Origin of the sequence: Leclercia barmai (genome assembly GCF_049312895.1) — a bacterium.
GTDB classification, from domain to species: Bacteria; Pseudomonadota; Gammaproteobacteria; order Enterobacterales; family Enterobacteriaceae; genus Enterobacter; species Enterobacter barmai.
This window is the reverse complement of the sequence record NZ_JBMNWZ010000003.1, coordinates 325,817-349,292: the sequence shown is the minus strand read 5'-3', so window position 1 is coordinate 349,292 and position 23,476 is coordinate 325,817. Positions and strand designations below refer to the sequence as shown.

21 protein-coding genes are annotated in these 23,476 nt (G+C 58.0%); 16 read left to right on the top strand and 5 right to left on the bottom strand.

Going from position 1 to position 23,476, the window contains the following annotated elements; genetic code table 11:
- The first annotated feature begins 148 nt into the window (after positions 1 to 148).
- Genes ACOYA6_RS14325 through ACOYA6_RS14305 form a run of 5 tightly spaced genes read left to right on the top strand, consistent with a single transcriptional unit; the run spans position 149 to position 7,420 of the window.
- Positions 149 to 841, top strand: coding sequence for a hydrolase (locus ACOYA6_RS14325; protein ID WP_039030559.1), 693 nt, complete (start codon positions 149 to 151; stop codon positions 839 to 841).
- Positions 842 to 900: 59 nt separating this feature from the next.
- On the top strand, positions 901 to 1,110 hold the full coding sequence (locus tag ACOYA6_RS14320; protein ID WP_039030558.1) for a DUF1427 family protein: 210 nt from the start codon (positions 901 to 903) through the stop codon (positions 1,108 to 1,110).
- Positions 1,107 to 1,364 (top strand): DUF1427 family protein, encoded by a 258-nt coding sequence (locus tag ACOYA6_RS14315; RefSeq protein WP_039030557.1) that lies wholly within the window; start codon positions 1,107 to 1,109, stop codon positions 1,362 to 1,364. Before ACOYA6_RS14320 ends, ACOYA6_RS14315 begins: the two co-directional genes overlap by 4 nt.
- A gap of 26 nt (positions 1,365 to 1,390) precedes the next feature.
- A complete protein-coding gene (locus tag ACOYA6_RS14310) occupies positions 1,391 to 1,759 on the top strand; it encodes a response regulator (RefSeq protein ID WP_039030556.1) in 369 nt (122 codons plus the stop codon).
- A gap of 57 nt (positions 1,760 to 1,816) precedes the next feature.
- On the top strand, positions 1,817 to 7,420 hold the full coding sequence (locus ACOYA6_RS14305; RefSeq protein ID WP_039030555.1) for a trifunctional serine/threonine-protein kinase/ATP-binding protein/sensor histidine kinase: 5,604 nt from the start codon (positions 1,817 to 1,819) through the stop codon (positions 7,418 to 7,420).
- On the opposite strand, the gene ACOYA6_RS14300 is transcribed toward ACOYA6_RS14305, so the two are convergent.
- The 3 genes from ACOYA6_RS14300 to ACOYA6_RS14290 all read right to left on the bottom strand — a co-directional run bounded on the left by ACOYA6_RS14300 (position 7,412) and on the right by ACOYA6_RS14290 (position 10,299).
- Entirely contained in the window at positions 7,412 to 8,029 is a 618-nt protein-coding gene (locus tag ACOYA6_RS14300; protein WP_039030554.1) for a response regulator transcription factor, read from the bottom strand. The genes ACOYA6_RS14305 and ACOYA6_RS14300 overlap by 9 nt on opposite strands.
- A 724-nt stretch (positions 8,030 to 8,753) precedes the next feature.
- Positions 8,754 to 9,140 (bottom strand): VOC family protein, encoded by a 387-nt coding sequence (locus ACOYA6_RS14295; protein ID WP_039030553.1) that lies wholly within the window; start codon positions 9,138 to 9,140, stop codon positions 8,754 to 8,756.
- Position 9,141: 1 nt separating this feature from the next.
- Complete coding sequence (locus ACOYA6_RS14290; RefSeq protein ID WP_039030552.1) at positions 9,142 to 10,299, bottom strand: MFS transporter; 1,158 nt, start codon at positions 10,297 to 10,299, stop codon at positions 9,142 to 9,144.
- A 121-nt stretch (positions 10,300 to 10,420) separates the two neighbouring features.
- On the opposite strand from ACOYA6_RS14290, the gene ACOYA6_RS14285 reads away from it, so the two are divergent.
- Complete coding sequence (locus ACOYA6_RS14285) at positions 10,421 to 11,191, top strand: DeoR/GlpR family DNA-binding transcription regulator (RefSeq protein ID WP_422654891.1); 771 nt, start codon at positions 10,421 to 10,423, stop codon at positions 11,189 to 11,191.
- Here ACOYA6_RS14285 and ACOYA6_RS14280 read toward each other — a convergent pair.
- On the bottom strand, positions 11,188 to 11,484 hold the full coding sequence (locus ACOYA6_RS14280) for an SH3 domain-containing protein (protein ID WP_422654890.1): 297 nt from the start codon (positions 11,482 to 11,484) through the stop codon (positions 11,188 to 11,190). The genes ACOYA6_RS14285 and ACOYA6_RS14280 overlap by 4 nt on opposite strands.
- A gap of 208 nt (positions 11,485 to 11,692) precedes the next feature.
- On the opposite strand from ACOYA6_RS14280, the gene ACOYA6_RS14275 reads away from it, so the two are divergent.
- The 7 genes from ACOYA6_RS14275 to ACOYA6_RS14245 all read left to right on the top strand — a co-directional run bounded on the left by ACOYA6_RS14275 (position 11,693) and on the right by ACOYA6_RS14245 (position 19,406).
- The gene (locus ACOYA6_RS14275) at positions 11,693 to 12,814 is read left to right on the top strand and encodes a ribosomal protein uL16 3-hydroxylase (RefSeq protein WP_422654889.1); all 1,122 of its coding nucleotides are present in this window, start codon (positions 11,693 to 11,695) and stop codon (positions 12,812 to 12,814) included.
- A gap of 227 nt (positions 12,815 to 13,041) precedes the next feature.
- Entirely contained in the window at positions 13,042 to 13,779 is a 738-nt protein-coding gene (locus ACOYA6_RS14270; RefSeq protein WP_138370169.1) for a YaaW family protein, read from the top strand.
- Positions 13,776 to 14,660: a hypothetical protein gene (locus tag ACOYA6_RS14265; protein ID WP_422654888.1), complete on the top strand. Its 885-nt coding sequence runs from the start codon at positions 13,776 to 13,778 to the stop codon at positions 14,658 to 14,660. Before ACOYA6_RS14270 ends, ACOYA6_RS14265 begins: the two co-directional genes overlap by 4 nt.
- 229 nt (positions 14,661 to 14,889) lie before the next feature.
- Complete coding sequence (locus ACOYA6_RS14260) at positions 14,890 to 15,822, top strand: ATP-binding protein (protein ID WP_422654887.1); 933 nt, start codon at positions 14,890 to 14,892, stop codon at positions 15,820 to 15,822.
- A 127-nt stretch (positions 15,823 to 15,949) separates the two neighbouring features.
- A complete protein-coding gene (locus ACOYA6_RS14255) occupies positions 15,950 to 17,098 on the top strand; it encodes a hypothetical protein (RefSeq protein ID WP_286172738.1) in 1,149 nt (382 codons plus the stop codon).
- The gene (locus ACOYA6_RS14250; RefSeq protein ID WP_422654886.1) at positions 17,095 to 18,729 is read left to right on the top strand and encodes a hypothetical protein; all 1,635 of its coding nucleotides are present in this window, start codon (positions 17,095 to 17,097) and stop codon (positions 18,727 to 18,729) included. Before ACOYA6_RS14255 ends, ACOYA6_RS14250 begins: the two co-directional genes overlap by 4 nt.
- Before the next feature lie 8 nt (positions 18,730 to 18,737).
- Complete coding sequence (locus tag ACOYA6_RS14245; RefSeq protein ID WP_422654885.1) at positions 18,738 to 19,406, top strand: OmpA/MotB family protein; 669 nt, start codon at positions 18,738 to 18,740, stop codon at positions 19,404 to 19,406.
- A gap of 71 nt (positions 19,407 to 19,477) precedes the next feature.
- Here the strand turns inward: ACOYA6_RS14245 and ACOYA6_RS14240 are convergent, their stop codons facing one another.
- Positions 19,478 to 19,663: a DUF2767 family protein gene (locus ACOYA6_RS14240; protein WP_039030548.1), complete on the bottom strand. Its 186-nt coding sequence runs from the start codon at positions 19,661 to 19,663 to the stop codon at positions 19,478 to 19,480.
- 210 nt (positions 19,664 to 19,873) lie between these two features.
- On the opposite strand from ACOYA6_RS14240, the gene ACOYA6_RS14235 reads away from it, so the two are divergent.
- From ACOYA6_RS14235 to foxA, 3 genes are all read left to right on the top strand, one after another.
- The gene (locus tag ACOYA6_RS14235) at positions 19,874 to 20,107 is read left to right on the top strand and encodes a DUF2171 domain-containing protein (protein WP_039030547.1); all 234 of its coding nucleotides are present in this window, start codon (positions 19,874 to 19,876) and stop codon (positions 20,105 to 20,107) included.
- Positions 20,108 to 20,244: 137 nt separating this feature from the next.
- A complete protein-coding gene (locus tag ACOYA6_RS14230; RefSeq protein ID WP_422654884.1) occupies positions 20,245 to 21,225 on the top strand; it encodes a helix-turn-helix domain-containing protein in 981 nt (326 codons plus the stop codon).
- 120 nt (positions 21,226 to 21,345) lie between these two features.
- Positions 21,346 to 23,454 (top strand): ferrioxamine B receptor FoxA, encoded by a 2,109-nt coding sequence (foxA, locus tag ACOYA6_RS14225; protein ID WP_422654975.1) that lies wholly within the window; start codon positions 21,346 to 21,348, stop codon positions 23,452 to 23,454.
- Positions 23,455 to 23,476 lie beyond the last annotated feature (22 nt).

Here is a 23,476-nt window from a genome sequence, read left to right as displayed (position 1 = left end):
AGTATAACTATACCGACGTATAACTATACGAAAGGTTAATTATACAAAGAGATAATTACCTCCGGGGCGAGAGAGACATAGGATGCAGTCAACGCATCGTCAAAGGTGGTGCGGCGGATTTCACCTGTTAACCTCACTGGATACCATTATGTCTAACTCAAAGCTCGAAGTGTTAACCCCGGATAACTGTCAGATTATCTTCATCGACCAGCAGCCGCAGATGGCGTTTGGCGTGCAGTCTATCGACCGTCAGGTGCTGAAAAACAACGTGGTAGCGCTGGCGAAATCGGCCAAAGTGTTCAACATCCCGACCACCATCACCACCGTTGAAACCGAAAGCTTCTCCGGCAACACCTTCCCGGAACTGCTGGACGTCTTCCCGGGTAAAGACATCCTTGAGCGCTCCTCCATGAACTCCTGGGATGACCAGAAAGTGCGTGACGCCCTGAAAGCCAACGGCAAGAAGAAAGTGGTGGTCTCCGGCCTGTGGACCGAAGTGTGCAACAACACCTTCGCCCTGTGCGCGATGCTGGAAGGCGACTACGAGATCTACATGGTGGCGGATGCGTCCGGCGGCACCTCGAAAGAGGCCCACGACTTCGCGATGCAGCGCATGATCCAGGCCGGCGTGATCCCGGTAACCTGGCAGCAGGTGATGCTGGAGTGGCAGCGTGACTGGGCGCGTAAAGAGACCTACAACGCGGTAATGGATATCGTGCGTGAGCACTCCGGTGCCTACGGCATGGGCGTGGATTACGCCTACACCATGGTGCACAAAGCACCGTCTCGCCAGAAGAGCGAGCACGAAACCCTGGCCCCGGTTCCGGCCCCGGTCCGCTAAGTTCGACGCGGCAGGCTGGGCCCTCATCCGGCCTGCCGCTGACCTCCCTGGAGTTCACCATGAGTACTGGGTTAATTTCCCTCGCGGCAGGCGTGCTGATAGGCCTGCTCTACGCGCTGCTGAAAGTGCGTTCCCCCGCGCCGCCCGCGCTGGCGCTGATTGGTCTGCTGGGAATGCTGGCCAGCGAACAGGCGACCCGCCATTTTCTGCACGCTGACGACACCGCGCAAAAAGCGCCCGTCACCCTCTCAACAGGAGCCTCGTCATGAAAGCCTGGGTCATTTCACTGAGCTGTGGAATTCTGGCAGGGGTTATTTATGCCGCAATTGATGTACACTCGCCCGCGCCGCCCGTTGTTGCGCTGATGGGGCTGTTTGGCATGCTGGTGGGGGAGCAGCTGATCCCGATTGGCCGCCGTCTTTTCAGCCGCCAGCTGACGATGACCTGGTTTCGTCACGAATGCGTTCCCAAAATCAGCGGCACTCCGCCTCCACCCCGTCCCGGCGACGGCAGTGAGGGTTAATCACGATTCATTTGAGGAACACGAGCATGCCGCAGCGCATAGCCATCATTGATGATGAACGGTCTGTTCGCAGCGGGTTAAGCAACCTGCTGCAGTCGGAGGGGTACGCCACCGAAGCCTTCGACTCGGCGGAGGGGTTTCTCAGCCACCCCACCGCGCTGACCGACGCGGCGCTGGTGATTGCCGACATCCGCCTGCGGGGGATGAACGGTCTGGAGATGCTCGACAGGCTGCACCTCATCGCCACTTCGCCCCCGCCGCTCATTTTTATCTCTGGTCATGCGGATGACAACATAGAGCGCTACGCTGTTGAGAATGGTGCCGTTGTTTTTCTGCGCAAACCCATTAATGTCGATGTGCTGCTGGCGCATATTCAGCGCGCGCTCGCCACCTGACAACACCTTTACCTGTTTCCCACGATAACCATTAATGAAGAAAAATAAGGAACGTGGATGACTAACCCATCGCTGCCTGAGATCTGGCCCGCCCCCGGAAATTTATCCGAAGGGCGGGCTTTTGTGCTTAAAGAAGACGTCATTTTTACCCCGCTGGGGCAGGAGGGGAGCCTCTGCTGGCTCAACGCCCGACTGCCCCGTTCCGGCGGAGCCTTTATCATCGCCACCGCCGTGAGCGATGAAGAAGAGGCCAGCGCAACGCGCCTGCTGCGCAACGAGTTTGCCCTGCGGGAGTACCTGAGCGACGACTGGGCCGTGCGTCCGGTCGCCAGCACCCAGTACCACGGGCGCTTTGCACTGGTTTATGCCCCTTTTTCCTTTGTGCTGCTGACGCGCATCGTGGGCGCGCCGATGGCCTGCATCCAGAGCTTTCTGGAGCTGGCGATCCGCATCAGCCTGCCCCTGCGCCTGATGCATCTGCGCAACCTGGTGCACGGGGATATCAAGCCGGGAAATATCTTTATTCACGAGGACAATACCTGTCGGCTGGGGGGCTTTGGCCTGTCGTCCGGCACCTCGAAAGAGCTGCAGCAGTCGAGGCTGGCGGTGGTGGGCGGCACGCCTGCCTACATGTCGCCGGAACACACCACCCGCACCCATCGCGCGGTGGACAGCCGCAGCGATCTCTACAGCCTCGGGGTGGTGCTTTACGAGCTGCTTACCGGCAGCCTGCCGTTTGAGCTGGGCGGCCAGGATCAGGGCAAGTGGGCGCACTATCACATCGCCTCGGAACCGCGATCGCCAGGAGAGGTCAGCCCCGGCGTGCCCGCCATGCTGTCGGCCATCGTGCTGAAAATGCTGGCGAAAAAACCGGAGAACCGTTACCAGACCATCGATGGCCTGATTGCCGACCTGCGCCGCTGCCAGGCCACCCTGAGCGACGAGGGGGATATTGCCGCCTTCACGCCGGGTTTGCAGGATCGCTCGCCGGCGTTTCATCTCACCGATACCCTCTACACCGCCCATCCTCAGGCGGCGGATCTGATCCACGCCTTTGACCGGGTGAGCCGGGATGGGATTGCCGGATTTGTGGCCATCAGCGGCCCGTCGGGGATCGGTAAGTCGTCGCTGATCGCCTCGGCGCTGAAGGCCTTACAGCACCGCAGCGCGCTGCTGGCGGTGGGCAAGGTGGATCAGTTTTCCCCTACGCTGCCCTATGCCGCCCTGACCTCGGCGTTTCGCACCCTGGCGCTGCACCTGCTGGGGCTCCCGGCGGTGGAGGTGGCGCACTGGAAGATCCGCCTCTCAAGGGAGCTGGAGGGCTACGAAGAGCTGGCCGTCAGCCTGGTGCCGGAGCTGCGGCTGCTGCTGGACAACAAGCCGCGCTTCTCCAGCGATACCTTCTCCATCGACGCCCGGGCGCGCTTCAGCCACATGGTGCTGGCGCTGGTGAAAACCTTCGCCAGCGCGGGCGCTCCGCTGGTGCTGCTGCTGGACGATATCCACTGGATCGACGCCGCCAGCCTGCAAATTCTCGAATACCTGCTGACCCACGGCACTAACATGCCGCTGCTGATGGTGGTGGCGCACCGGGACGCCTGTTCGCTGCCGGACAACACCCTGCATCAGCAGCTGGCGAACCTGCACCGGGCGTCGCGCAACACCACCGAGCTGCGCCCGGAGCCGCTGTCGGTGAAGGCGGTCTCCCGCTGGCTGGCGAACATCTTCCATACCCGCTCCGCCAGCACCACCGATCTGGCCGGGCTGATCCACGAGAAAACCGGCGGCAACCCGCTATTTGTGCATGAGTTCTTCCGCCGCATCGTCGATGACGGGCTGGTGACGCACAATAAATATCAGGACAAATGGCACTACGATCTGCACGCCATCCGCACCCGGCACTACACCGAAAACGTGGTCACCCTGGTGCTGCAGCAGCTGGAGGAGATGCCCGAAGAGGCCCGCCGCCTGCTGGGCAGCATCGCCTGTCTGGGCGGTAGCGGCGAGCTGGAGATGGTCTGCCGGGTGGTGTCGATGTCGGTGGCGGAGATCCGCTATGCCCTGCACCCGGCGGTGACGGCGCAGCTGATCACCCTCAGCGCCGACGGCTATGCCTTTACCCACGACCGGGTTCAGGAGGCGGCATTTGCCCTGCTGGATAACGCCGAGCGCAGCCGCCTGCACCTGACCACCGCCAGCCTGCTGGCGGAGTCGGCCCGTCAGGCGGCGGGCAACGAGATTTTGTTCCGCGCCGTCCACCACGTCACGGCGGCGCTGGACTGCATCCAGCCTGCCCCCCAGCGCCAGATGTTCCGCGAGCTGAGCCTGCTGGCCGCCCGACGCGCCCGGCGCTCGGGGGATTATCTGTCCGCCCTGAGCTACATCCAGACCGCCCGGGCGCTGGGCAACGCCGGTGCCGCGCCCGAGAGCGCCAGCGATTTTATCCTCGACAGCGAAGAGGCCGGGTGCGAGTTCGCGCTGGGCAATCTTGAGACCACCCGCAGGCTGTGCGACCGCATTCTCGGCTCCCCCGGCGGGCTGGCGGAGAAGGCGCTGGCGGCCAACCTGCTGGCGGAAGTCTATATGCGCCAGTCCGACAACCGGCTGGCGCTGGAGGCAGCCCTGTGCTGGCTGGCGGTGTTTGGCATTCACGTCAGCCGCTTCCCGGAGACCGCCGAGTGCGACGAGGCCTGGCAGAGCCTGTGCAACCGCGTTGGTGATAATCCGCAGAGCCATTTCAACCGGCTGCCGCTAATGAAGGATGGCGATACCGAGGCGGTGATGAACCTGCTCAACAGCGCCAGCCTGTTCGCCAGCTTTACCAGCTCGCGCCTGCATTTCGTGCTGCTGTGCCGGATGATGCACCTGACCCTCGATCACGGCATTACCGGCGCCTCCACCACCGCGATGGCGTGGTTCGGGGTGCTGATTGGCCACCGCTACGCCGAATACCGGCTCGGCTTCCAGTACGGCACCCTGGCCCGGGAGCTGGTAAACCGCCACGGCTACGACGCCTTTGAGGCCAAAACCCTGCTGCCGCTGGATCAGCTCAGCGTCTGGACCCAGCCGCTGGGCTACACCATCGAGTGCGCCAAAGCCTGCTTTACCTCCGCCGTAACCCACGGGGACATGACCGTGGCCTGCTTTGCCGCCTGTCATCAGGTGATCAACTTCCTGACCCGGGGCGATCACCTCGACGCGGTGCTGATGAGCATCGAGCGCGGGCTGGCCTTCGTGCGCAAAACCCATTTCCAGGACGTGGAGGCGATCCTGCTGATGCAGCGCCACTACGTGGAGCACCTGCGCACCCCGGTGAGCGGCCCCTGGAGCGCCAGCGAGGTGCTGCCGCAATCCCTGCTGCCCGGCGCTACAGGGCAGGCCACGGAGCAGACCTCCACCATGCTGTTCTGGTTCTGGCTCTATCGCGGCATGGCCCACTTCGCCTGCGGCGAATTCCCGCAGGCGGCGGAGAACCTGGCCCAGGCCGGGCGGTTCGCCTGGTCCGCGCCGGGCCATATTCATCTGCTGGACTACCATCTCTACAGCGCGCTGACCCTCTCGCAGCAGCTGACCCCGGAGACCTTTACCGCCGATCTGCGCCGCCAGATCCACCTTCATTACGACAAAATCGCCCTCTGGGCGCGGATCAACCCCGGCACCTTCGCCGATAAAGAGGCGCTGATTTACGCCGAGATCGTGCGCCTCGACGGCATGAACAGCATCGCCCTCGAACAGTACGAGAAGGCGGTGCGCCTCTCCCGCGAAGGGGGCTTCAACCCGTTCAACGCCCTGGCCCACGAGCTGGCGGGCCGCTTCGCCCACGCCTGCGGCTACACCACCGCCGCCGATGCCCACTTCCGCGGGGCGATAACCGCCTGGGTGCGGGCGGGGGCGCAATCGAAGGTGCGCCAGCTGGAGCGGGATTTCCCCTGGCTGATGGCGCCCGGGCAGGCCAACGCCTGGGACACCGTGGCCTTTGCCCGCAACGAGGAGATCCGCGATCTGCAGAGCGTGATCAAGGCGTCGCGCGCCCTGTCGGAGGAGATCAACCTCGAACGGCTGATCGAAACCCTGATGACTATCCTGCTGGAGCGGGCCGGGGCGCAGCGCGGCTTTTTGATCCGGGTAAACGACAACAACATTCCGGAGATCGAGGCCAGCGCCAGCACCACCACCGACGGGGTGCGGGTGCAGATCCGCAAAGACGTACCGATGGCGACCGAGATGCCGCTGACGGTGCTGGCGGCGGTGATCCGCACCGGGCAGGAGATCCACACCGGCAAACCGGAGGAGTTCCACCCCTTCAGCCAGGATCCGTATCTGGTCACCTCCGGCGCGGCGGTGATGTGCGTTCCGATGTTCAAACAGGCGCGGCTGGTGGGGGTGCTGTATCTGGAAAACCGCCTGATGCCGGAGGTCTTTACCGTTGAGCACTCCCGGGTGGTGAGCCTGCTGGGGGCCCATGCCGCCATCTCGCTGGAGACTGCCCGGCTCTATGCCGAGCTGCTGGAGGAGAACCAGCAGCGCCGCCGGGTGGAGAAAGAGCTGCGGGCAAGCCAGACCTCGCTGATGCTGGGGGAGCAGATCAGCCACACCGGCAGCTGGCGCTGGGAGCTGCAGCAGGATCTGATGTTTATGTCGGAGGAGTACGCCCGCATTCTGGGCCTGCCGGAGAAGCAGAAGATGATCTCGATGGCGGAGTTTCTGACGTTTGTGCATCAGGATGACTATCCGCGCATCAGCACCCTGGTCACCGAGAGCGTGCGCGACGGGCTGACCATGCGCGCCGAGTTCCGCATCATCCGCGCCGACGGCGCCGTGCGCACTATCCTGGGGATTGGCGATCCGGTGGGGGTGGGCAGCGAAGTGAACGAGTATTACGGCATCATCACCGACATCACCACCCAGCGCACGGCGGAAGACGCCATGCGAGTGGCCCAGGCGGAGCTGGCCCGCGTCTCGCGCGCCACTACCGTCGGGCAGTTAACCTCGTCCATCGCCCACGAGATCAACCAGCCGCTGATGTCGATTGTTGCCAACGCCGGAGCGAGCCTGCGCTGGCTGAACCGCGAACCGGCCCGGCTGGATAAGGCGCGAATTGGCCTGGAGGAGATTGTCTCCGAGGGCGAGCGGGCGGGGGAGATCATCCGCAGCCTGCAGTCGCTCACCCGCAAGCAGGATCCGGCCTTCACCCGCATCGATCTGCACCACCTGGTGCGGCACATCATCACCTTGTCGCGCAGCGAGCTGGATCGCCGGAGTATCAGCGTCAGCTTTGCCCTGGCGGCAGAAAACAGTTTTATCGTGGCTGACAGCGTGCAGATCCAGCAGGTGCTGCTGAACCTGGTGATGAACGCGGTGGAGGCGATGGCGGAGATCAAGGATCGTCCCGGCACGCTGCTGCTGTCGACGTCGAATCCGGAAAAGGGCGGGATCAAATTTGAGATTGCCGACAGCGGGACCGGCATCGCGCCGGGGCAGGGCGAGCGCATTTTTGACTCGTTCTACTCCACCAAAGCCCAGGGGATGGGGGTGGGGCTGACCATCAGCTACAGCATTATCGAGCGCCATCGCGGCAAGCTGACGGCCCGCAACCGCGAGCCGCACGGCTGCGTTTTTGCCTTTACCCTGCCGCTGGCGGAGGGCGAGACGTCACTCTGAGGGCTGGCTTCTGGTCAGGCGCTCTGCGGCCCTGACCAGATCCGCCAGCGAGCGGGCCTGCATCTTCTCCATCACCCGTCGGCGGTGGACTTTAACGGTAATTTCACTCACCCCCAGCTCGGCGGCGATCTGCTTGTTCAGCATTCCGCTGATCGCCAGCTGCAACACCTCCTGCTCGCGCGGCGTCAGCGAGAGATGGCGCTGTTTCAGGGAGTACTGCTCCCGCAGCTGCAGGGCGTTCTCTTCCGCCAGCTTCAGCGCGTCGCCAATGGAGTTCAGCAGGTCATTCGACGCCACCGGTTTGGTGAGAAACTCGTACGCGCCGCCCTTCATCGCCTTCACCGTCATCGGAATGGTGCCGTGACCGGTAAGATAGATAATCGGGATTTCGCGTCCGCTGGCCTTCAGGGAGTCCGCCACCTCAAACCCGCTGATGGTCGGCATTTGCATATCGAGGATCACGCAGGAGGGCACGTCTTCAAAGGTGTGTTGTAAAAAGGATTCTGCCGAGGAAAAGTCGAGGGCGTTCAGCCCGGCAGACTCCAGCAGCCCGACAACGGACCGCCTGACAGCGTGATCATCATCAACGACGTAGACAATATGTTCCATTAATAGCCCCAATGATTCAGCCTGACAGAGATGAGAGGATTTCGCTCAGCGTGAAAACTACCTCCCTCATGTTCAAGCGGTTATGGCGGCAGTTTTATGAACGCAGTCACTTTAACACATTAATTATCATTATCATTTAACTATATGATAACTGTATGAATGCGGTAGATGAGTTTTCAAAACCGCTTTTCACATTGGGTAAGCGTAGGCTAAAAATGGTTGATTTGTAGTCAATCAGATGAGGGGCACGGTAGATCCCCTCTCCTCTTTGGGGAGAGGGCTGGGGTGAGGGGAAGCATGCGGCTATCGGTGGTAGTTCCGTTCACTTTACGTTCTGTACTTCTCTGTCAGGCGCGTCACCCGTGAACGTGCCAGGGGGGCTCGCCGCCTCCCCCCTGGCTACCCCGGCTCCCGGCAAAGAAAATCGCCGCTACGCGGTACCCTCAGCTTATTCCTTTCGGCTATCGGGTCGGGCGCGATCCTACATCCCTGTAGGTCACGCCCTCTCGGCGCATCCATGCGCCTCGCCCCGGCCGACAGGAAACGCTTCGGCGATTTTCAGCCGGACCAGGGAGTTGCTGTGTGTGTTTTATTCTGCTGAACGTTCTTTATCGCTGGTGGATAGTTGCCGCCCGGCGGCGCGTTGCTTGCCGGGCCTACGGGTTTGGTAGGCCGGGTAAGGCGTAGCCGCCACCCGGCGATGCTCCCTTATTGGCACGGTGGATCACTCCCCCACCAGCTCAATCCGGTTCCCGTCCGGGTCCGCAATTACCGCTTCATAATAACTATCACCCGTCATTCGTGGGGCGCTCAGGAGCGTGTTACTCAACCGCGCCTGCTCCGCCATCCGATCCACATCCGCCTTGCTGCCGACGTTCAGGGCGATATGCGCCCAGCCGACAAACTCCGGGTGCGACGGGCTGTCCGGCAGATCCGGCACCGTCATCAGCTCGATGGTCGGCCCGTCGGAAAGCGTTATAAAGTGCGATTCAAACCCCGGCCGGTTTTTGCTGAGGTAGCGTTCGTTACTCTGGCCGCCAAAAACGGTCTGCCAGAAGTGAACCTGGGCGTCCAGATTACGGGTCCAAAGTGCGACATGTGCAATATTCATCTTATCCCTCGCTGCGGGCAGGTTGAGAGGCGGTGACAGTCACGGAGAGCGCTGCGACGACCAGCATCAGCACCATAATGACCATAAACGCCTGGGTTAATGAGGTGGCGTGGGCCACGTAACCGATAATCGCGGGCCCGGCGAGCACGCCGAGATAGCCAAGCGTAGTGATAGCCGGGACGGCAACCGCCTGCGGCATGCGGGTCTGGCGGCCAACGGCGGAGAACATCACCGGCACGATGTTGGCGCAACCGGCGCCCACCAGCACATAGCCCAGCAATGACAGCTCCCACTGCGGGACAAACGTCACCAGCGCAAAGCCTGCGGCGGCAACGATCGCGCCACCCACCACGGCGCGCAGGGGGCCGGTGCGGGCGATCAGTTTGTCGCCGGTTAAGCGGAACAGAGTCATCGCTATCGAGAAGCAGGTGAAGCCGAGGCCGCCCAGCGATTCAGGCACGCCGCGCACCTCGGTGAGGAATACCGCGCTCCAGTCCAGCACCGTGCCTTCGGCGAGAAACACCGCAAAGCAGATCAGGCCAATCAGCAGCACCACGCCGCGCGGCACCGCGAAGGCCGGGCCAGAAGCGGGATTGGCCCAGGGCAGCAGCCCTTTCAGGCTGAAGGCCAGCAGGATCACCACGCTGAGAAGGATAACCAGGCAGGCGACAAAGGCGCTGGCCCCGAGGGTCAGCAGCAGGGTCATCGCCCCGGCACCGGCAATCCCGCCGACGCTGTACATGCCGTGGAAACCGGACATCACCGGCTTTGGCGAGTCGCGCTCGACGATAATCGCCTGAATGTTCATGGCGCAGTCCGTCACCCCGACCCCCACGCCAAACAGCAGCAGGGCGGCGGCGAGCAGGCGCGGATCGGGAATGATCGCAAGCCAAGGCGTAGTCAGTACGACGATCGCCATTGCGGTGATAATCACCCGGCGGCAGCCGTAGCGGCTGGTGAGCATCCCGGTGAGCGGCATCGCAATCAGCGCCCCCATCCCAAGACAGAGCAGCAGCGAGCCGAGGGTGGCCTCGTTAACGCCGGTATTCGCTTTGGCGTAAGGCACCAGCACCGCCCAGGTGGCAGTAACGTAACCGGCAATAAAAAAGACGATCCGGGTGGCAAGCCGCTGGACGGCTCCGGTGGTCTGAGAGGTCATTTCACATCCTTACAGGGTTGAACCTTTGTCCCGGCGCGAGCACGGGACAGAATTGACAGAGCAGGTCGTCATGCAACATTATGCACGTTGTTGCTCGATTCAAATCCAGAGAAGATAATTTATGCTCGATTATGCAGCTTTCCCGGAACAACGACAAGATCTGATCCGCCAGATCCTGCAGGAAAATGGCCGGGTGGTATGCGCCGAACTGGCCACCCGGATGCAGGTGTCGGAACACACCATTCGCCGGGATTTACATGAGCTTAGTAAAGAAGGGATCTGTAAGAAGGTCTACGGTGGGGCGGTGCTGCAGCTGGCGGATGCCGGAAATTTCATCAGCCGCGAGCAGAAAAACCACGCAAAAAAAATCACGATCGCGCAGAAAGCGGCAACGTTGATTAAAGCGGGTAGCTGCATTTTTATCGATACCGGCACCACGAACCTCGCCCTGGCAAAGGCGCTGCCGTCAGATCTGGCCGTCACCGTGGTGACCAACTCTCCGGCCATCGCCGCCGAGCTGCTGCGCCATCCGCTGTGCGAGGTGATCATCACCGGCGGGCAGATCCAGCGTTCATCTGGCGGTGCGGTGGGGGCCACGGCGGCCAGCCAGATCCAGGGGATTATCTTCGATCAGGCGTTTATCGGTGGATGCGCGATGGATCCCGGCATGGGGCTGACCGGGTTCGACTTTGCCGACTGCGAGTTCAAAAAAGCGGTGATTAGCCAGAGCAGCCAGACCATCGTGGCGCTCACCACCGACAAAATCCCCGGCGTGGCGCGCTTTGTGGTCGCGAAAAGCAGCGAAATCGACGTGCTGGTGGTGGAAGCCGATATGGATGCTGAGGTAATAGAGGCGCTTGCGGCGCAGGATGTGCGGGTGATCAGCGCCTAACGCACCTCAAATACCACCGCTTTCCAGTTAACGCGGGTTACCGGCGGAAACGCGGGGTAGGGCTCGACGCGGCTGCAGGCACCCGCCCAGATAAACGTCCCGTCATCAATCCGGTACCAGTGCGGGTTGCCCTGCACCGCATCACCCAGCACCGCCGCCTGGATGCGCACCAGGCTCCCCTCGGGCAGTTCACCGGCCACCGGGGAGTAAACGGACGGGCTCTCCTTACGGGTATAGACCGCCATCAGGGTCTTCACGCTGGCGGAAACCGGAAGTTCAATGAATGGGCTCATGGCACGCCTCATAACAATACGCTCTTAGTGATTAACGATATAAGTCGCTCTGTAACTCGCGCTCACGATAAAGCGTGAAACTGACAGGCTGTGTCATACGAATGGCTGAATGCGGCAGGTTTTCATCCCTGCTTGACCCACGACAAGGCAGCGCGCTGCCGCCTCTTCCTATAATCACACCCGTTTGTCTTTTTAACTGGTGCTAACCATGGCGTATCAACTCAACCTGAACTGGCCGGAATTTTTAGAAAAATACTGGCAAAAGAAACCCGTTGTCTTAAAGAATGCACTGCCGAATTTTATCGATCCAATCAGCCCGGATGAGCTGGCAGGGCTGGCGATGGAGCCGGAAGTGGACAGTCGCCTGGTCAGCCATAAAGAGGGCAAATGGCAGGCCAGCAACGGTCCGTTCGAGCACTTCGAGGGGCTGGGTGAAACCGGCTGGTCGCTGCTGGCGCAGGCGGTAAACCACTGGCACGCGCCTGCCGCCGAGCTGGTGCGTCCGTTCCGCGTGCTGCCGGACTGGCGTCTGGACGATCTGATGATCTCCTTCTCGGTGCCGGGCGGCGGCGTGGGCCCGCATATCGATCAGTACGATGTGTTTATCATCCAGGGGATGGGCAGCCGTCGCTGGCGCGTGGGCGACAAGCTGCCGATGCGTCAGTTCTGTCCGCATCCGGCGCTGCTGCATGTCGATCCCTTTGAGCCGATCATCGATGAAGATCTGGCCCCGGGGGATATCCTCTACATTCCGCCTGGATTCCCGCACGACGGTTTTACCCATGAGACGGCGCTCAACTACTCCGTCGGCTTCCGTGGGCCAAACGGCCGGGATCTGATCAGCAGCTTTGCCGACTACGCGCTGGAAAACGATCTGGGCGGCGAGCACTACAGCGATCCGGATCTCACCTGCCGCGAGCATCCGGGCCGGGTGGAGGCTTACGAGCTGGAGCGTCTGCGCAAGATGATGATCGACATGATCAGCAAGCCGGAAGACTTCAAGCAGTGGTTTGGCAGCTTCATCTCCACGCCGCGTCACGAGCTGGATATCGCCCCGGCGGAACCAGAGTACTCACCAGAAGAAGTGCTCGACGCGCTGATGGGCGGCGAAACCTTGACCCGCCTGAGCGGGCTGCGGGTGCTGAACGTCGGCGGCAGCGTCTTTATCAACAGCGAACTGCTGGAGACGGTGGATGCCAGCGCGGCAGATGCGCTGTGCCGCTACACCGAGCTGGGTCAGGCGGAGCTGGGCGCTGCCCTGCAAAACCCGGCATTTGTGGAAGAGCTGACCGGACTGATTAACCAGGGGTACTGGTTCTTCGACGAGTGATTTTGTACCTAAAACATACGGCTTTTGCTAACTGCAAAGGCCGTTTTTTTTTGCCCGTTAGCAACTGACACTTTCTGTCATCCTGTGCGGTTATTCTCATCCCTCGCAAAATCTAAGGAATTTCATTGTAGTTTTTGGTGCAGATGCCGTTAACCCTTATCAGGGCACCAGATTTAAAACAAATTACGCAATAAAAAATGAAAACAGCATTCGGATGGTAAAGAATAATGGGAAAATTCAGAACAGATAAAGATCTGGAACTGCTCCGCTACTCGGATAATGAGATGCTGGAAGTATTAGTGAATTATCTTACTAAGGATAAAGACGGCTCGACGCGTTACACCGAATCATTAACGGGAGATAAGGCTTTTCAGGAAGCAGGCAAAGATTATAAACAGGTCTGGCAGCTTATTGCGGCTGAGTTGCAGCATTTTGGCGGGGATACTTTTGTTAATCTCTTCCGCGGGAATGGCGTTGTTTATAAAGAAATCCTTATCGATGTGTGCAAAAAATTATCTGTTAAAACCGATTTCTCTGTAGACGTCGTGGATATTGAGCAGGCATTGCTGGCTAAATTGTTCACAGATTCCTGGGAAAAAATGAATGAGGATGAGCGCAGGAATATCCGTAATCAATTCAAAATAGATGGCAACCTTGCCAGTAGCGCTGCGCTCACTGCGATCATTACGTCTATTCGTATGGGCGGTTTTATGTCTTATCAGGTGGCGATGATTGTGGCCAATGCCGTAGCTAAAGCGATCCTCGGCAAAGGGTTAACGTTCGCCGCGAACGCTGGCCTTGCGCGAATGATTGGCATCTTTACCGGCCCGGTAGGCATGGCAATCACAGCCTTACTCACTATCCCTGCAATCAGTGGTCCTGCGTTTCGTGTGACGTTGCCCGCAGTCGTACAAATTGCTGCAATGCGTCAGCAAATGCTCAGTAAAAAGGAGGATTTCTTTTGAAAGAGACCTTACTGACCATTGACTGGGTCAACGTATATAAGGAAGTGAAAAGTGCTCTGGAAACAGGGCATGCCGTTATTCGGGATGGTGTCGCATATTGGCATTCCCTGTCCGGAAAAAGCGGTATCGCTCAGCACCTTCCTCTAAAAGAGGTGGTGCTTGATACCGCTTCTATCGGAGAAATCAAGCAGTTGATGCAAATGGCGCAAAGCATGCAGCTGGCGGCGGTGGGCTTATCAACAGGCGTCATTGTGGGCGCGATGGTTATGCAGACCATGTATCTGGCGCAAAAAATTGATAAGTTGCAGCAAAGCATGGACCTTATCTCAGAAGATGTTCATGCCCAGAACGTCATTTTCTATATGGGAAAATTGTCGCGCTATTTTGGCGTTGTTGAGTCTGCACGGGTGATGTTACTGGATAGAAGAGTGGCAGAAGAAACCCATGACGTTGCGGCAACGCTTATCGCTCAGATGGGGAATGAGAGAAATGAGGTTCTCTCTTTTATTGATAACTTACTCTCCTATGCTGATAAGCTCAGCGACAGACACTTAGATCAGGTTCTGGATTTTATTAACATCATGCTCGATCTGGTGCCAAAGGCTATTTATATCGAAAGCCAGCTTTGCGACCGGTACGGGAAATTCAGGCTGGCTGAGCATCTGATGCGTGAAAATTCGCGACGTTATGCCGCCACGCTGGAACATTACCGTCAATGGTGTAATGGCAAAGTGAAGGATAGTATCAGCGGGCGCGCCGACCCGCAGGCGCTGGCATTTACCCGTAAACAGGAGGATCTACGCCTGTTATTCAAATCGGAAGATAACGCTCTGTTGTTGCAGGAACTGGTTTCTTTCGCACCGCTCACCCTGAAAGCCTGATCCCAATAATGCCTGGAAACAGTCCGGGCATTGATCAAATTTTTATTCTGCCGGTATGTTCTGACACGATATGTCAGTCCTCTCTTCTACTTTTTACTCCATAGACCAATATTGGTAGTTCTGCTGAATACATTATAAAAATTAACTGTAGTTTTTTTAGAGGCTGCCGTTAACCCTATGACGCCCGTAACTTAATTTAAATTTGTTATAGCCCATGATGAGGTAATAAATGTCCCTGGGACGTATCCGGCCGCAATTTACGCAGGGGCTAGATAAACCACCTGCCAACGAAGAAAAAAAAGCGTTTACTTCCGCCGTTACCCCGCGATTTACGCTGGAAGGTGATGTGGCACTGACGGCACAGGTCATTGCCCAGCTTGATGAAGCCAGGGCTAAAATCGACTATTTCCATAAAATCTATGTTGAATGGGGATTTGCGGCCGTCGACCCGGTTGGCAATGGCATTGTGCTTAACTTCTTTGGTCCACCGGGTACCGGGAAGACCCTGACGGCTGAAGCGCTGGCGGGGAGTCTTCAACGTAATATCATGACTGTCAGTATCGCCGATCTCGAAAGCAAATTTATGGGGGAGACCTCCAAAAATATTGCTGCGCTTTTCCGTCAGGCTACTGATGAAAATGCAGTGCTATTCTTCGATGAAGCTGACACCTTGTTGGGAAAACGTCTCTCCTCTGTCACCCAGGGGATCGATAACGAAGTGAATGCGATGCGATCGACTTTGCTAATCGAACTGGAAAAACATACCGGTATCGTCATCTTCGCCACAAACTTTGTCAAAAACTACGACAGCGCCTTCCTGAGTCGCATCACTCATCATATTGGTTTCACGTTACCTGGTGACGACGAACGTTTTCGCATTTGGGCGAAACTGTTCGTCTCTGCTATCCCGCTTGCTGAAGCGCGGGAAACCATGCTGGAACAGGCCGCGTCGCTCTCGGAAGGCTTGTCTGGCCGTGATATCCGTAATGCTATGCGTCTGGCATTGCCTAAGGCCGTACTGGAATCAGAACAACAACTTACGCTGGAGCATATCGAAAGCGCGTTAACGCAAATTCGTGATGCCTACGGCGCGATTTCAGACGCGTCCTCATCCATTCCTCCCCACATTAACACAGCAAAAAAAATGCTCGGTTTGAGCTAAGGATTTAGTCATGAGTATCTGGAGTCGTGTTAGCTCTTTCGCTTCTTCTGTCGTGTCTTCATTTAGCAGTGCTGTTTCTTCAGTAGTCAGTAAAGCCAAAGAAGTCGCCGGTAGAGCGATCAATTTTATGGCAGAGAAAGCGGAAGGCTTCATCGGAAAAGTCAGCCAGATGTGGCAGCGCATTAAGCCTCATATCGCCACCGGGCGAAAGATCCTCCAGGTGTTAGGCGGATTTATCGGCCATCCATGGGTGAAAGCAGCGCTGGTCGGGCTGGATCGTGCCCTGGCGTGGCTGGAAAAACTCGATAAACAACCGCTGGTGAAAAAGCTGCAAAAAGCGCTTGAGTGGGTCATTAACTGGTGCAAAGACGCTCGTCAGAAGCAGATGGAGGAGGAAGAACTGGCAGAGGCGCGTCGTCACGCGCAGGCGATGGCAGAAGCCGAACGCGAACTAAACGGAGAGGAGAAAGAGGCGGTATCGGCATTCTCCATCGTGAATAACTACCTGATTGCCAAGGCGGAAGTGGACATCGCCGTGAAACGCGACACCCTGCAGGATTTCGAATATTTCCTGCGTTTGCGTGCGGTGCAAAAGCTGCTGGCCTTCTATGAAACCCGTATGCAGGCCGTTAATTCAATCAGCGATATTGATGCCGATATGCATTTTATGGTTTACGCGGCAAACGCGCTGATCCAGCAGGATGCGGAGTTCAGCGACGCAGACACGATGCGCCTGGATGAACTGACTCAGCGCCAGTTTGGCAAGCCGATTATCCCGTTTGTGTTTGAAGAGATGATCATTGCCTGGGAGAAAAGTCGCCAGCTGTTGGAAGAGGAGTGGGAGAAGAAAAATAGCGCCCTTGCAAAAGATCAACTGCTGCATAAGCGTCTGGTTCGCGCACAGAAATACGAGGAGCTGGAACCAGCAGAAGTGAGCGCCCTGAACGATCTGAAAATTACACTGCCGCGTGACACGGCAGATCTGGAGCAATTAGGTGACGATCTGCAGGCGCGTCGCAGCTATGTGAACGCGGCGGAAGGATTCCTGCAGATGCTGGAAAAAGATGAACAACAGCTGATTGCTGAAGGGAAAGAATATCTGCTCGATCAGGGCGCTACCGTCGGCGCATTACTGATCGACTGCTCCCAGAACGATCGTGCCTGGTCCTCACTTTCGCTAAGTGAACAAAGCCTGATCACCGATTTTGCCAATATCTTTGGCGCTGATTGCCAGAAACGTACCGAAACGGGTCTGCTGGTTGAGGTGATGGCATGAATCTGTTGATTGAGATTGGTCACTTTTTAATTCCTGGCTTCGATGCGCTGCAGTTGGGCTTTTTTGCCGTTATGCTGCTGGCCGTACTGTATACCTGGCTGAATGTCAGACGTTATGCCAAGGAGTCATACTGGCAGCAGGCCTGGGAGCGAAGTGGGTTACAGGCGGCGCAGCCGGGGATGAGCGCTGAAATGGGTTCGGCCGCTGAGCTGAGCCAGTCGCTGGCGACCAAAGCCGAGAAAATGGCCGCTATCATGCCAGGTATGCTGTTGATCCTCGGCCTGCTGGGGACGTTCCTCGGGCTGGGGCTGGCGCTCGATAAAGCCTCAAGCATTTTGCATAACTCCGGCAACAGTATCGGGGCGATGGACTCCTCAATGCGCGATCTGATGGAGATGATGCAAGGACTCGGGACGAAATTCAAAACCTCCACCTGGGGGATCATCGCCTTTATCGTGCTCAAAATCTGGGAGTCGAAAAATGGCTATGAAGAGCGCCGTCTGAACTGGTGTATGACCAAACTTCAACAGACGCTGACTGAAGAACATGCATTGCAGACCGCGGAAAATGTCTCCCGTCAGCAGCTGCGAGAAGCCGGACGTAACGCGGCAACTGAGCGTCTGGTTGAGGCGATGGCACTGCAAACGACCGCTCTGCGCGAAGAGTTCCGCCAGCAGGCGGCACGCAGTGAAGAGCAGGAAGCACAGCGCCATCAGTACCATCTCGCAGCATTGAACGAGATTGCGGAGATCAACAACCAGTCGCGTAATCTGCTCGAAACCTACACCCGTAACAGTGAAGAGAACCTGGCGGCACTGCAACAAGCGGCCGCAACCATGAGCGCGGCTTCGCAGCAGGTTTCCGGTTCGGCGGTGAGTCTTGAAAAGGTGGTCTCGACGCTGGGCAGCGATCTTGGTGATGTGATGACCGAGATTAAGCGTGAGCTGTCGCAGGTGGTGAATGACATGAATGCCGACTTCACCCGCAACGTGCAGCAAATGAGTGACAAGCTGGCGGATTCTACCAGCCAGCTCAGCACTACCATGAATCAGATTGAAATTTCTCTGAACAACGCCATCACCAGTATGGATGAGTCATTCAGCGGCAACATGGTCCAGATGGCCGACAAGCTGGAGTCAGCGACATCGCAGATCAGCGAATCGGTCAACAACATGTCGTCACAGATCCACTCCACCATGACTACGGTGCAAGAGACGACCGAAAAAGCGGCCGATATTCAGCGTAAGGTGATGTATGGATTCACCGAAACCAGTGATACGTTGAATGAGAAGGTCACCTCAATGACCACCTACATCGAGCGCGTCACGAAGGAGATCACCGGAGGCCTGGCGGCGGTATCAGAAGGTAACCGCAAGATGGAGTACTACATCAAACGCTTCAGCGAGGCCTTTGATCTACTGGGGACGCTGCCTGCAACCATTGAGCACATCACTACAAACGTTACTGAGCTGTGCGCACGCATCGATAAGCAGATTTCAGCACAGCAGTCGGCCGACGAACGCAGCACGATCGTCCGCTCTCTTATGGATATCAACCGCAATATGAGCACGCTGGCCACTGATGCTCAGTATTACAGAGGGCTCCTTGAGTCCGAACGCGCTGAGGCCTGATATATTTTATGAAAGAAAAACCGAATGAGTGGATATCCATTTCCGATCTGATGGCAGGCGTGATGGCTGTGGTGATGCTGATGCTGGTGTTATCGGTGCTGCAAAACAAAGTGGCTGAAGTGAAACGCGAGCAGGAAAAAAATAGCGGCCAGGCGGCTGCTCAGCAAAAGCTGAACGCCATGATGCACAGTATGCAAAAGGAGATGGAAGATAAGGGCGATGCGGCGCTGGTGGGGTTTGATATGGGCACCGGTAAAATCACCCTGCGTGATAAAATTTTTGCCCGCGGCAGCGCCTGCATTACCGATCAGGCCAGAGATGCTCTGGCAAGACTGGCACCACGGATTCAGGAGTTCGTTAGCGGTTCAACCAATACGCAGGTCTTTGTGGAAGGCCATACTGATAATCTCGGTGTGAATAACCCGGTAGTGGATTACGCCCGTTTTTGCACGGTGTATGACGACAACTACACGCTGTCAGCTGCCCGGGCACGTGAGGCACGTAAGCTATTAATAGCTAATCTCAATGACCAACAGTCGCATCGGGTAATTGTGGCCGGTTTTGGCGATTCGCAGCCTCTGAAAGGGATCTCGCCGGAAGATGAGCGCAACCGTCGGGTTGAAGTACAGTTCCTGACGCATGCGTCTGCGCGTCAGGAGCAGGATACCAGTCTGTAAACCATCGCCAGCCTTATGGATTGCGAGGGATCGTAAAGACGGCGCGGGGCACAGACCCCGCGCCGCCTGATTTACGCTGCGAGGATGTGACAGGCTTTCCAGTAATCAAGAAGACGCTCGTCATCTTTCTCTCGCTCCGCTTTCGTTTTCATGGCCCGTGCCAGATTCTCTCTCGACACCTCCTGGCCTTTTTGTACGACATCTAAAACCGCTTCACCAAGAGCCAGGGATATTTCGGTGCGATTCGCTTCTACCATATATGCCTCCGTGTTGAGTGCGTGACTTTAATTATGAGGCATAATCGCCACCCTATAATATTCTCAGCTTATTCTTATATATTTCGCCAGACCCTTAAACGCTTCGGGAAATAATGTTTCGAAATGCTAATGAAGCGGTAGAAACGTTATTTATGGACTACAGTTAGTTTCGTGCAACAACCCGTGGAAACCTAATGAGGAGAATTAATTATGGTAAACAAGAGTGAAATCAAGGACCATGCTCAGGTAATGGCTAGCTGCGGTACCCACGTCGGCACGGTTGACCATCTCGACGGTGAACGTATTAAGCTGGCAAAAAATGATTCTGAATCCGGCGGCAAACACCATTATATTCCGCTGGAGTGGGTCGATAAAATTGACGGCAATAATGTGGTGCTGACTAAAAACCATAAAGAGGTCTTTGCCGGCTGGCAAGAAGCCTGATAATCGAAGCCGCAACGTAAATATATTTAAGCTCCGACAATATGTTGGAGCTTTATATTTATTAAATTAGCCTGCATTGCCGCCGCGTTAAAGGAGTGATACTGTTTTATTTTTAATATGCTTCTCCAGGCGCAGGTATGTCCAACACAATGCTCCCTCAAACGACCCCCACAACGAAAAAGACCTTTTCCGTTGCTGACTTTAAGGTCTTCGGCGAGCGCTACGGCATCGACTACCGTTTTCCGCTGCTGACGGATACCTGTGCCAGCACCAGCCCGGTTCTGCACGGCGATGTCGAAGAGATGACCCTGCCGTCCGGCATCTCCTTAACCCACTCCGATGTGCGCGTTCTGCAACCCTATGAAACTACCTCCCGCCACAGCAGCCCGCTGTATGTGCTGGTAGTGCTCGAAGGCTGCGTGACCCTGACCCTCAGCGGCGAAGTTTATGCGGTTCGTCCGGGCATGGCCTTCAGCGCCAGGCTGAGCGAACAGCAGGCGATGTCGGCCCGTCATGATGCGGATATCGCCCTGAAAACCCTCTCTTTTGGTGTTTACCCCGACGATGCCCGCCGGGAAACGCTCCTCGCCTCGCTGCTTGAGCAGTGGGAGAGGCTGAACGCGCCGACCTTTGTCTGGCAGGTGCCGGACTTTGTGCTGGCCGGGATCCAGCATGCCCGCCAGCGGGAGCGGAGCAGCCTGTCGCGCCAGCTGCTGCTGGAAGGGGTGATGTATCAGCTGCTGGGCCACGGCCTGCACCTGCGCGAGCAAGAGGGTGCGGCGCGGGTAAGCGCGTCCGGCGGGGAGCATGCCCGGCTGGAGCAGATCCGCCACCTGCTGGAGAATGCCCCGGAGCAGGAGTACAGCCTCGCCCAGCTGGCGGCCCGGGCGGCGATGAGCCCCAGCAGCCTGCGCAGCAAGTTCCGCCAGGCCTACGGCTGTACGGTGTTCGACTACCTGCGCGACTGCCGCCTTGGGCTGGCGCGCCGCTATCTGCTGGAGGGCCACAGCGTGCAGCAGGCGGCCTGGATGTCCGGCTATCAGCATGCCACCAACTTTGCCACCGCGTTTCGCCGTCGCTACGGCATCTGCCCGGGCGCGGTCCGCAACGGCTGCTAATCCGCTTTTCTCTAATCGCCAACGCCATTCGTGCGGTTTGGCATTGCGCATACGTTCTCTGGCAGCGCGCATAGCTATCTTCTAAATGAAAAAGGTAATAATTCTCATTAATAATTAGAAATAGCTCTGGAGATTTTCATGTTCGCTAAATCGCGGCTGGCACTGCTGGTGGGATGGGTAACCGGGAGCGTCGCGCTTCCCCTGATGGCGCAGGATACGCCGAAAACGGAAACCGTTGTGGTGACCTCGCAGATGCAGAGCGGCGCGACCAAGCTGGAGACGCCGGATATCGAGACCCCGCAGGCGGTGTCGATTGTGACCCGCGAGCAGTTTGAAGAGCAGGGCGCGACCAGCGTTCGCCAGGCGGTGAGCTACACGCCGGGCGTCTACAGCAACCAGATTGGTGCCTCGAACCGCTTTGACTACATCGTGCTGCGCGGCTTCTCCGACGGCAGCCTGGACAACGTCTACCTCGACGGCCTGAAGATGATGGGCGACACCAACTCCCACAGCTCGCTGGTGGTTGATCCCTGGTTCCTGGAAAATATCGAAGTGGTGCGCGGCCCGGCCTCGGTGCTGTATGGCCGCTCGTCGCCGGGCGGGATCGTGGCGCTCACCTCGCGCAAACCCTCGTTCGATCCGGGCGGTGAGATCAAGCTGTTCGCCGGGAATAACGATCAGCGCGGGGCGATGTTTGACGTCACCGGCGCGCTGGATGACAACGACCGCGTGGCGGCCCGTCTGAGCGGCATGACCCGCTACGCCGACTCTCAGTTTGATCCGCTGAAAGAGGAGCGTTACGCTCTGATGCCAAGCCTGACCTGGCGCATCACCGATAACACCCGTCTGGATCTGATGGCCTATCTGCACCGCGATCCCGAGGGCGGCAGCCACTCCGGCCTGCCGTACGACGGCACCGTGGTGCCGCATAACGGGAAGATGATCTCCAACACCTTCTTTGAGGGCGAGGACGACTACGACAAGTACGATCGTCGCGAGGAGATGGTCGGCTACAACATAGAGCACATGTTTGACAGCGGCTGGTCAGTGCGCCAGAAGCTGCGCTATCTGCACACCAAAGTGGAGCTGAATCAGGTGTATGCCGCAGGCTGGCTGAACGACACCGAGCTCAACCGCGGTTACTCCGGCTCTGACGAGAAGATGGATGCCATCACCATCGACAACCAGGTCGACGGCAGCTTTGACACCTGGGCGGTGAACCACCGGGTGCTGATTGGCCTCGATTATCAGGATCGCAGCAACAACACTACCGGCTACTACGGAGGCTTCCCGCCGATCGACGCCTTCCACCCGGTGTACGGCGCGAAGCCGGACTACATCACCATGTACAGCCAGGAGAAGCACAAGCTGCGTCAGACCGGCTACTACCTGCAGGATCAGCTCTCGCTGGATAAGTGGCGTCTGACCCTGGGCGGTCGCTACGACCAGGTGAGCGTGTCGAATATCGACAAGCTGAACGATACCCGCAGCGATCTGGACAAGAACAACTTCAGCAGCCGTGCGGCGTTGCTCTATCTGTTTGATAACGGGATCGCGCCGTACATCAGCTACTCCACCGCCTTCACCCCGACCAGCTTTGCCGATGCCAACGGCGATCTGCTGGATCCGATGAAAGGCAAGCAGTGGGAAGCGGGAGTGAAGTTTGAGCCGGAGGGGATGAACAGCCAGTTCAGCGCCTCGGTGTTCCGCATCAACCAGAAAAACATCGCTACCAAAGAGGAGCCGACCGATCCGTACCGCTCTATCGGTGAGATCGAATCCGAAGGGGTTGAGCTGGAAGCGGTAGGGCAGCTGACCGACAGCCTGCGCCTGCAGGCGGCGTATACCTATACCGACATCCGCTACAAGAAGAGCAGCCCGGAGGAAGAGGGCAAGCGTGCGGTCTATGCCCCGCGCAATATGGCCAGCGGCTGGCTCAGCTATGACGTCAAAACCGGGCCGCTCGATGGCCTGACGGTGGGCTCCGGCGTGCGTTACGTTAATGGCGTGACCAGCGATCGCATGAACACCCATACGCTGCCGTCCTACACGCTGGTGGATCTGGCGGTGGGCTATGACCTGTCGAAGGTGGGGCTGAACGGGGTAAGCGCGCAGCTGAACGTCAACAACCTGACGGACGAAAACTACGTCGCGGCCTGTAACTCGCTCTCCTACTGCTACTTTGGTGCCGAGCGCAGCATTGTCGGCAGCGTGTCGTGGAAGTTCTGATGTAAAACTGCCCGGTGGCGCT

Excerpts from the sequence above, each read along its gene's own strand:
- ACOYA6_RS14270 (WP_138370169.1), top strand. The coding sequence starts at position 13,042 with ATGGGAAAATTCAGAACAGATAAAGATCTGGAACTGCTCCGCTACTCG.
- ACOYA6_RS14320 (WP_039030558.1), top strand. The coding sequence starts at position 901 with ATGAGTACTGGGTTAATTTCCCTCGCGGCAGGCGTGCTGATAGGCCTG.
- ACOYA6_RS14235 (WP_039030547.1), top strand. The coding sequence starts at position 19,874 with ATGGTAAACAAGAGTGAAATCAAGGACCATGCTCAGGTAATGGCTAGC.
- ACOYA6_RS14255 (WP_286172738.1), top strand. The coding sequence starts at position 15,950 with ATGGCAGAGAAAGCGGAAGGCTTCATCGGAAAAGTCAGCCAGATGTGG.
- ACOYA6_RS14325 (WP_039030559.1), top strand. The coding sequence starts at position 149 with ATGTCTAACTCAAAGCTCGAAGTGTTAACCCCGGATAACTGTCAGATT.
- ACOYA6_RS14275 (WP_422654889.1), top strand. The coding sequence starts at position 11,693 with ATGGCGTATCAACTCAACCTGAACTGGCCGGAATTTTTAGAAAAATAC.
- ACOYA6_RS14280 (WP_422654890.1), bottom strand. The coding sequence starts at position 11,484 with ATGAGCCCATTCATTGAACTTCCGGTTTCCGCCAGCGTGAAGACCCTG.
- ACOYA6_RS14260 (WP_422654887.1), top strand. The coding sequence starts at position 14,890 with ATGTCCCTGGGACGTATCCGGCCGCAATTTACGCAGGGGCTAGATAAA.
- ACOYA6_RS14285 (WP_422654891.1), top strand. The coding sequence starts at position 10,421 with ATGCTCGATTATGCAGCTTTCCCGGAACAACGACAAGATCTGATCCGC.
- ACOYA6_RS14315 (WP_039030557.1), top strand. The coding sequence starts at position 1,107 with ATGAAAGCCTGGGTCATTTCACTGAGCTGTGGAATTCTGGCAGGGGTT.
- ACOYA6_RS14305 (WP_039030555.1), top strand. The coding sequence starts at position 1,817 with ATGACTAACCCATCGCTGCCTGAGATCTGGCCCGCCCCCGGAAATTTA.
- ACOYA6_RS14240 (WP_039030548.1), bottom strand. The coding sequence starts at position 19,663 with ATGGTAGAAGCGAATCGCACCGAAATATCCCTGGCTCTTGGTGAAGCG.
- ACOYA6_RS14310 (WP_039030556.1), top strand. The coding sequence starts at position 1,391 with ATGCCGCAGCGCATAGCCATCATTGATGATGAACGGTCTGTTCGCAGC.
- ACOYA6_RS14245 (WP_422654885.1), top strand. The coding sequence starts at position 18,738 with ATGAAAGAAAAACCGAATGAGTGGATATCCATTTCCGATCTGATGGCA.
- ACOYA6_RS14230 (WP_422654884.1), top strand. The coding sequence starts at position 20,245 with ATGTCCAACACAATGCTCCCTCAAACGACCCCCACAACGAAAAAGACC.
- ACOYA6_RS14290 (WP_039030552.1), bottom strand. The coding sequence starts at position 10,299 with ATGACCTCTCAGACCACCGGAGCCGTCCAGCGGCTTGCCACCCGGATC.
- ACOYA6_RS14300 (WP_039030554.1), bottom strand. The coding sequence starts at position 8,029 with ATGGAACATATTGTCTACGTCGTTGATGATGATCACGCTGTCAGGCGG.
- ACOYA6_RS14295 (WP_039030553.1), bottom strand. The coding sequence starts at position 9,140 with ATGAATATTGCACATGTCGCACTTTGGACCCGTAATCTGGACGCCCAG.
- ACOYA6_RS14250 (WP_422654886.1), top strand. The coding sequence starts at position 17,095 with ATGAATCTGTTGATTGAGATTGGTCACTTTTTAATTCCTGGCTTCGAT.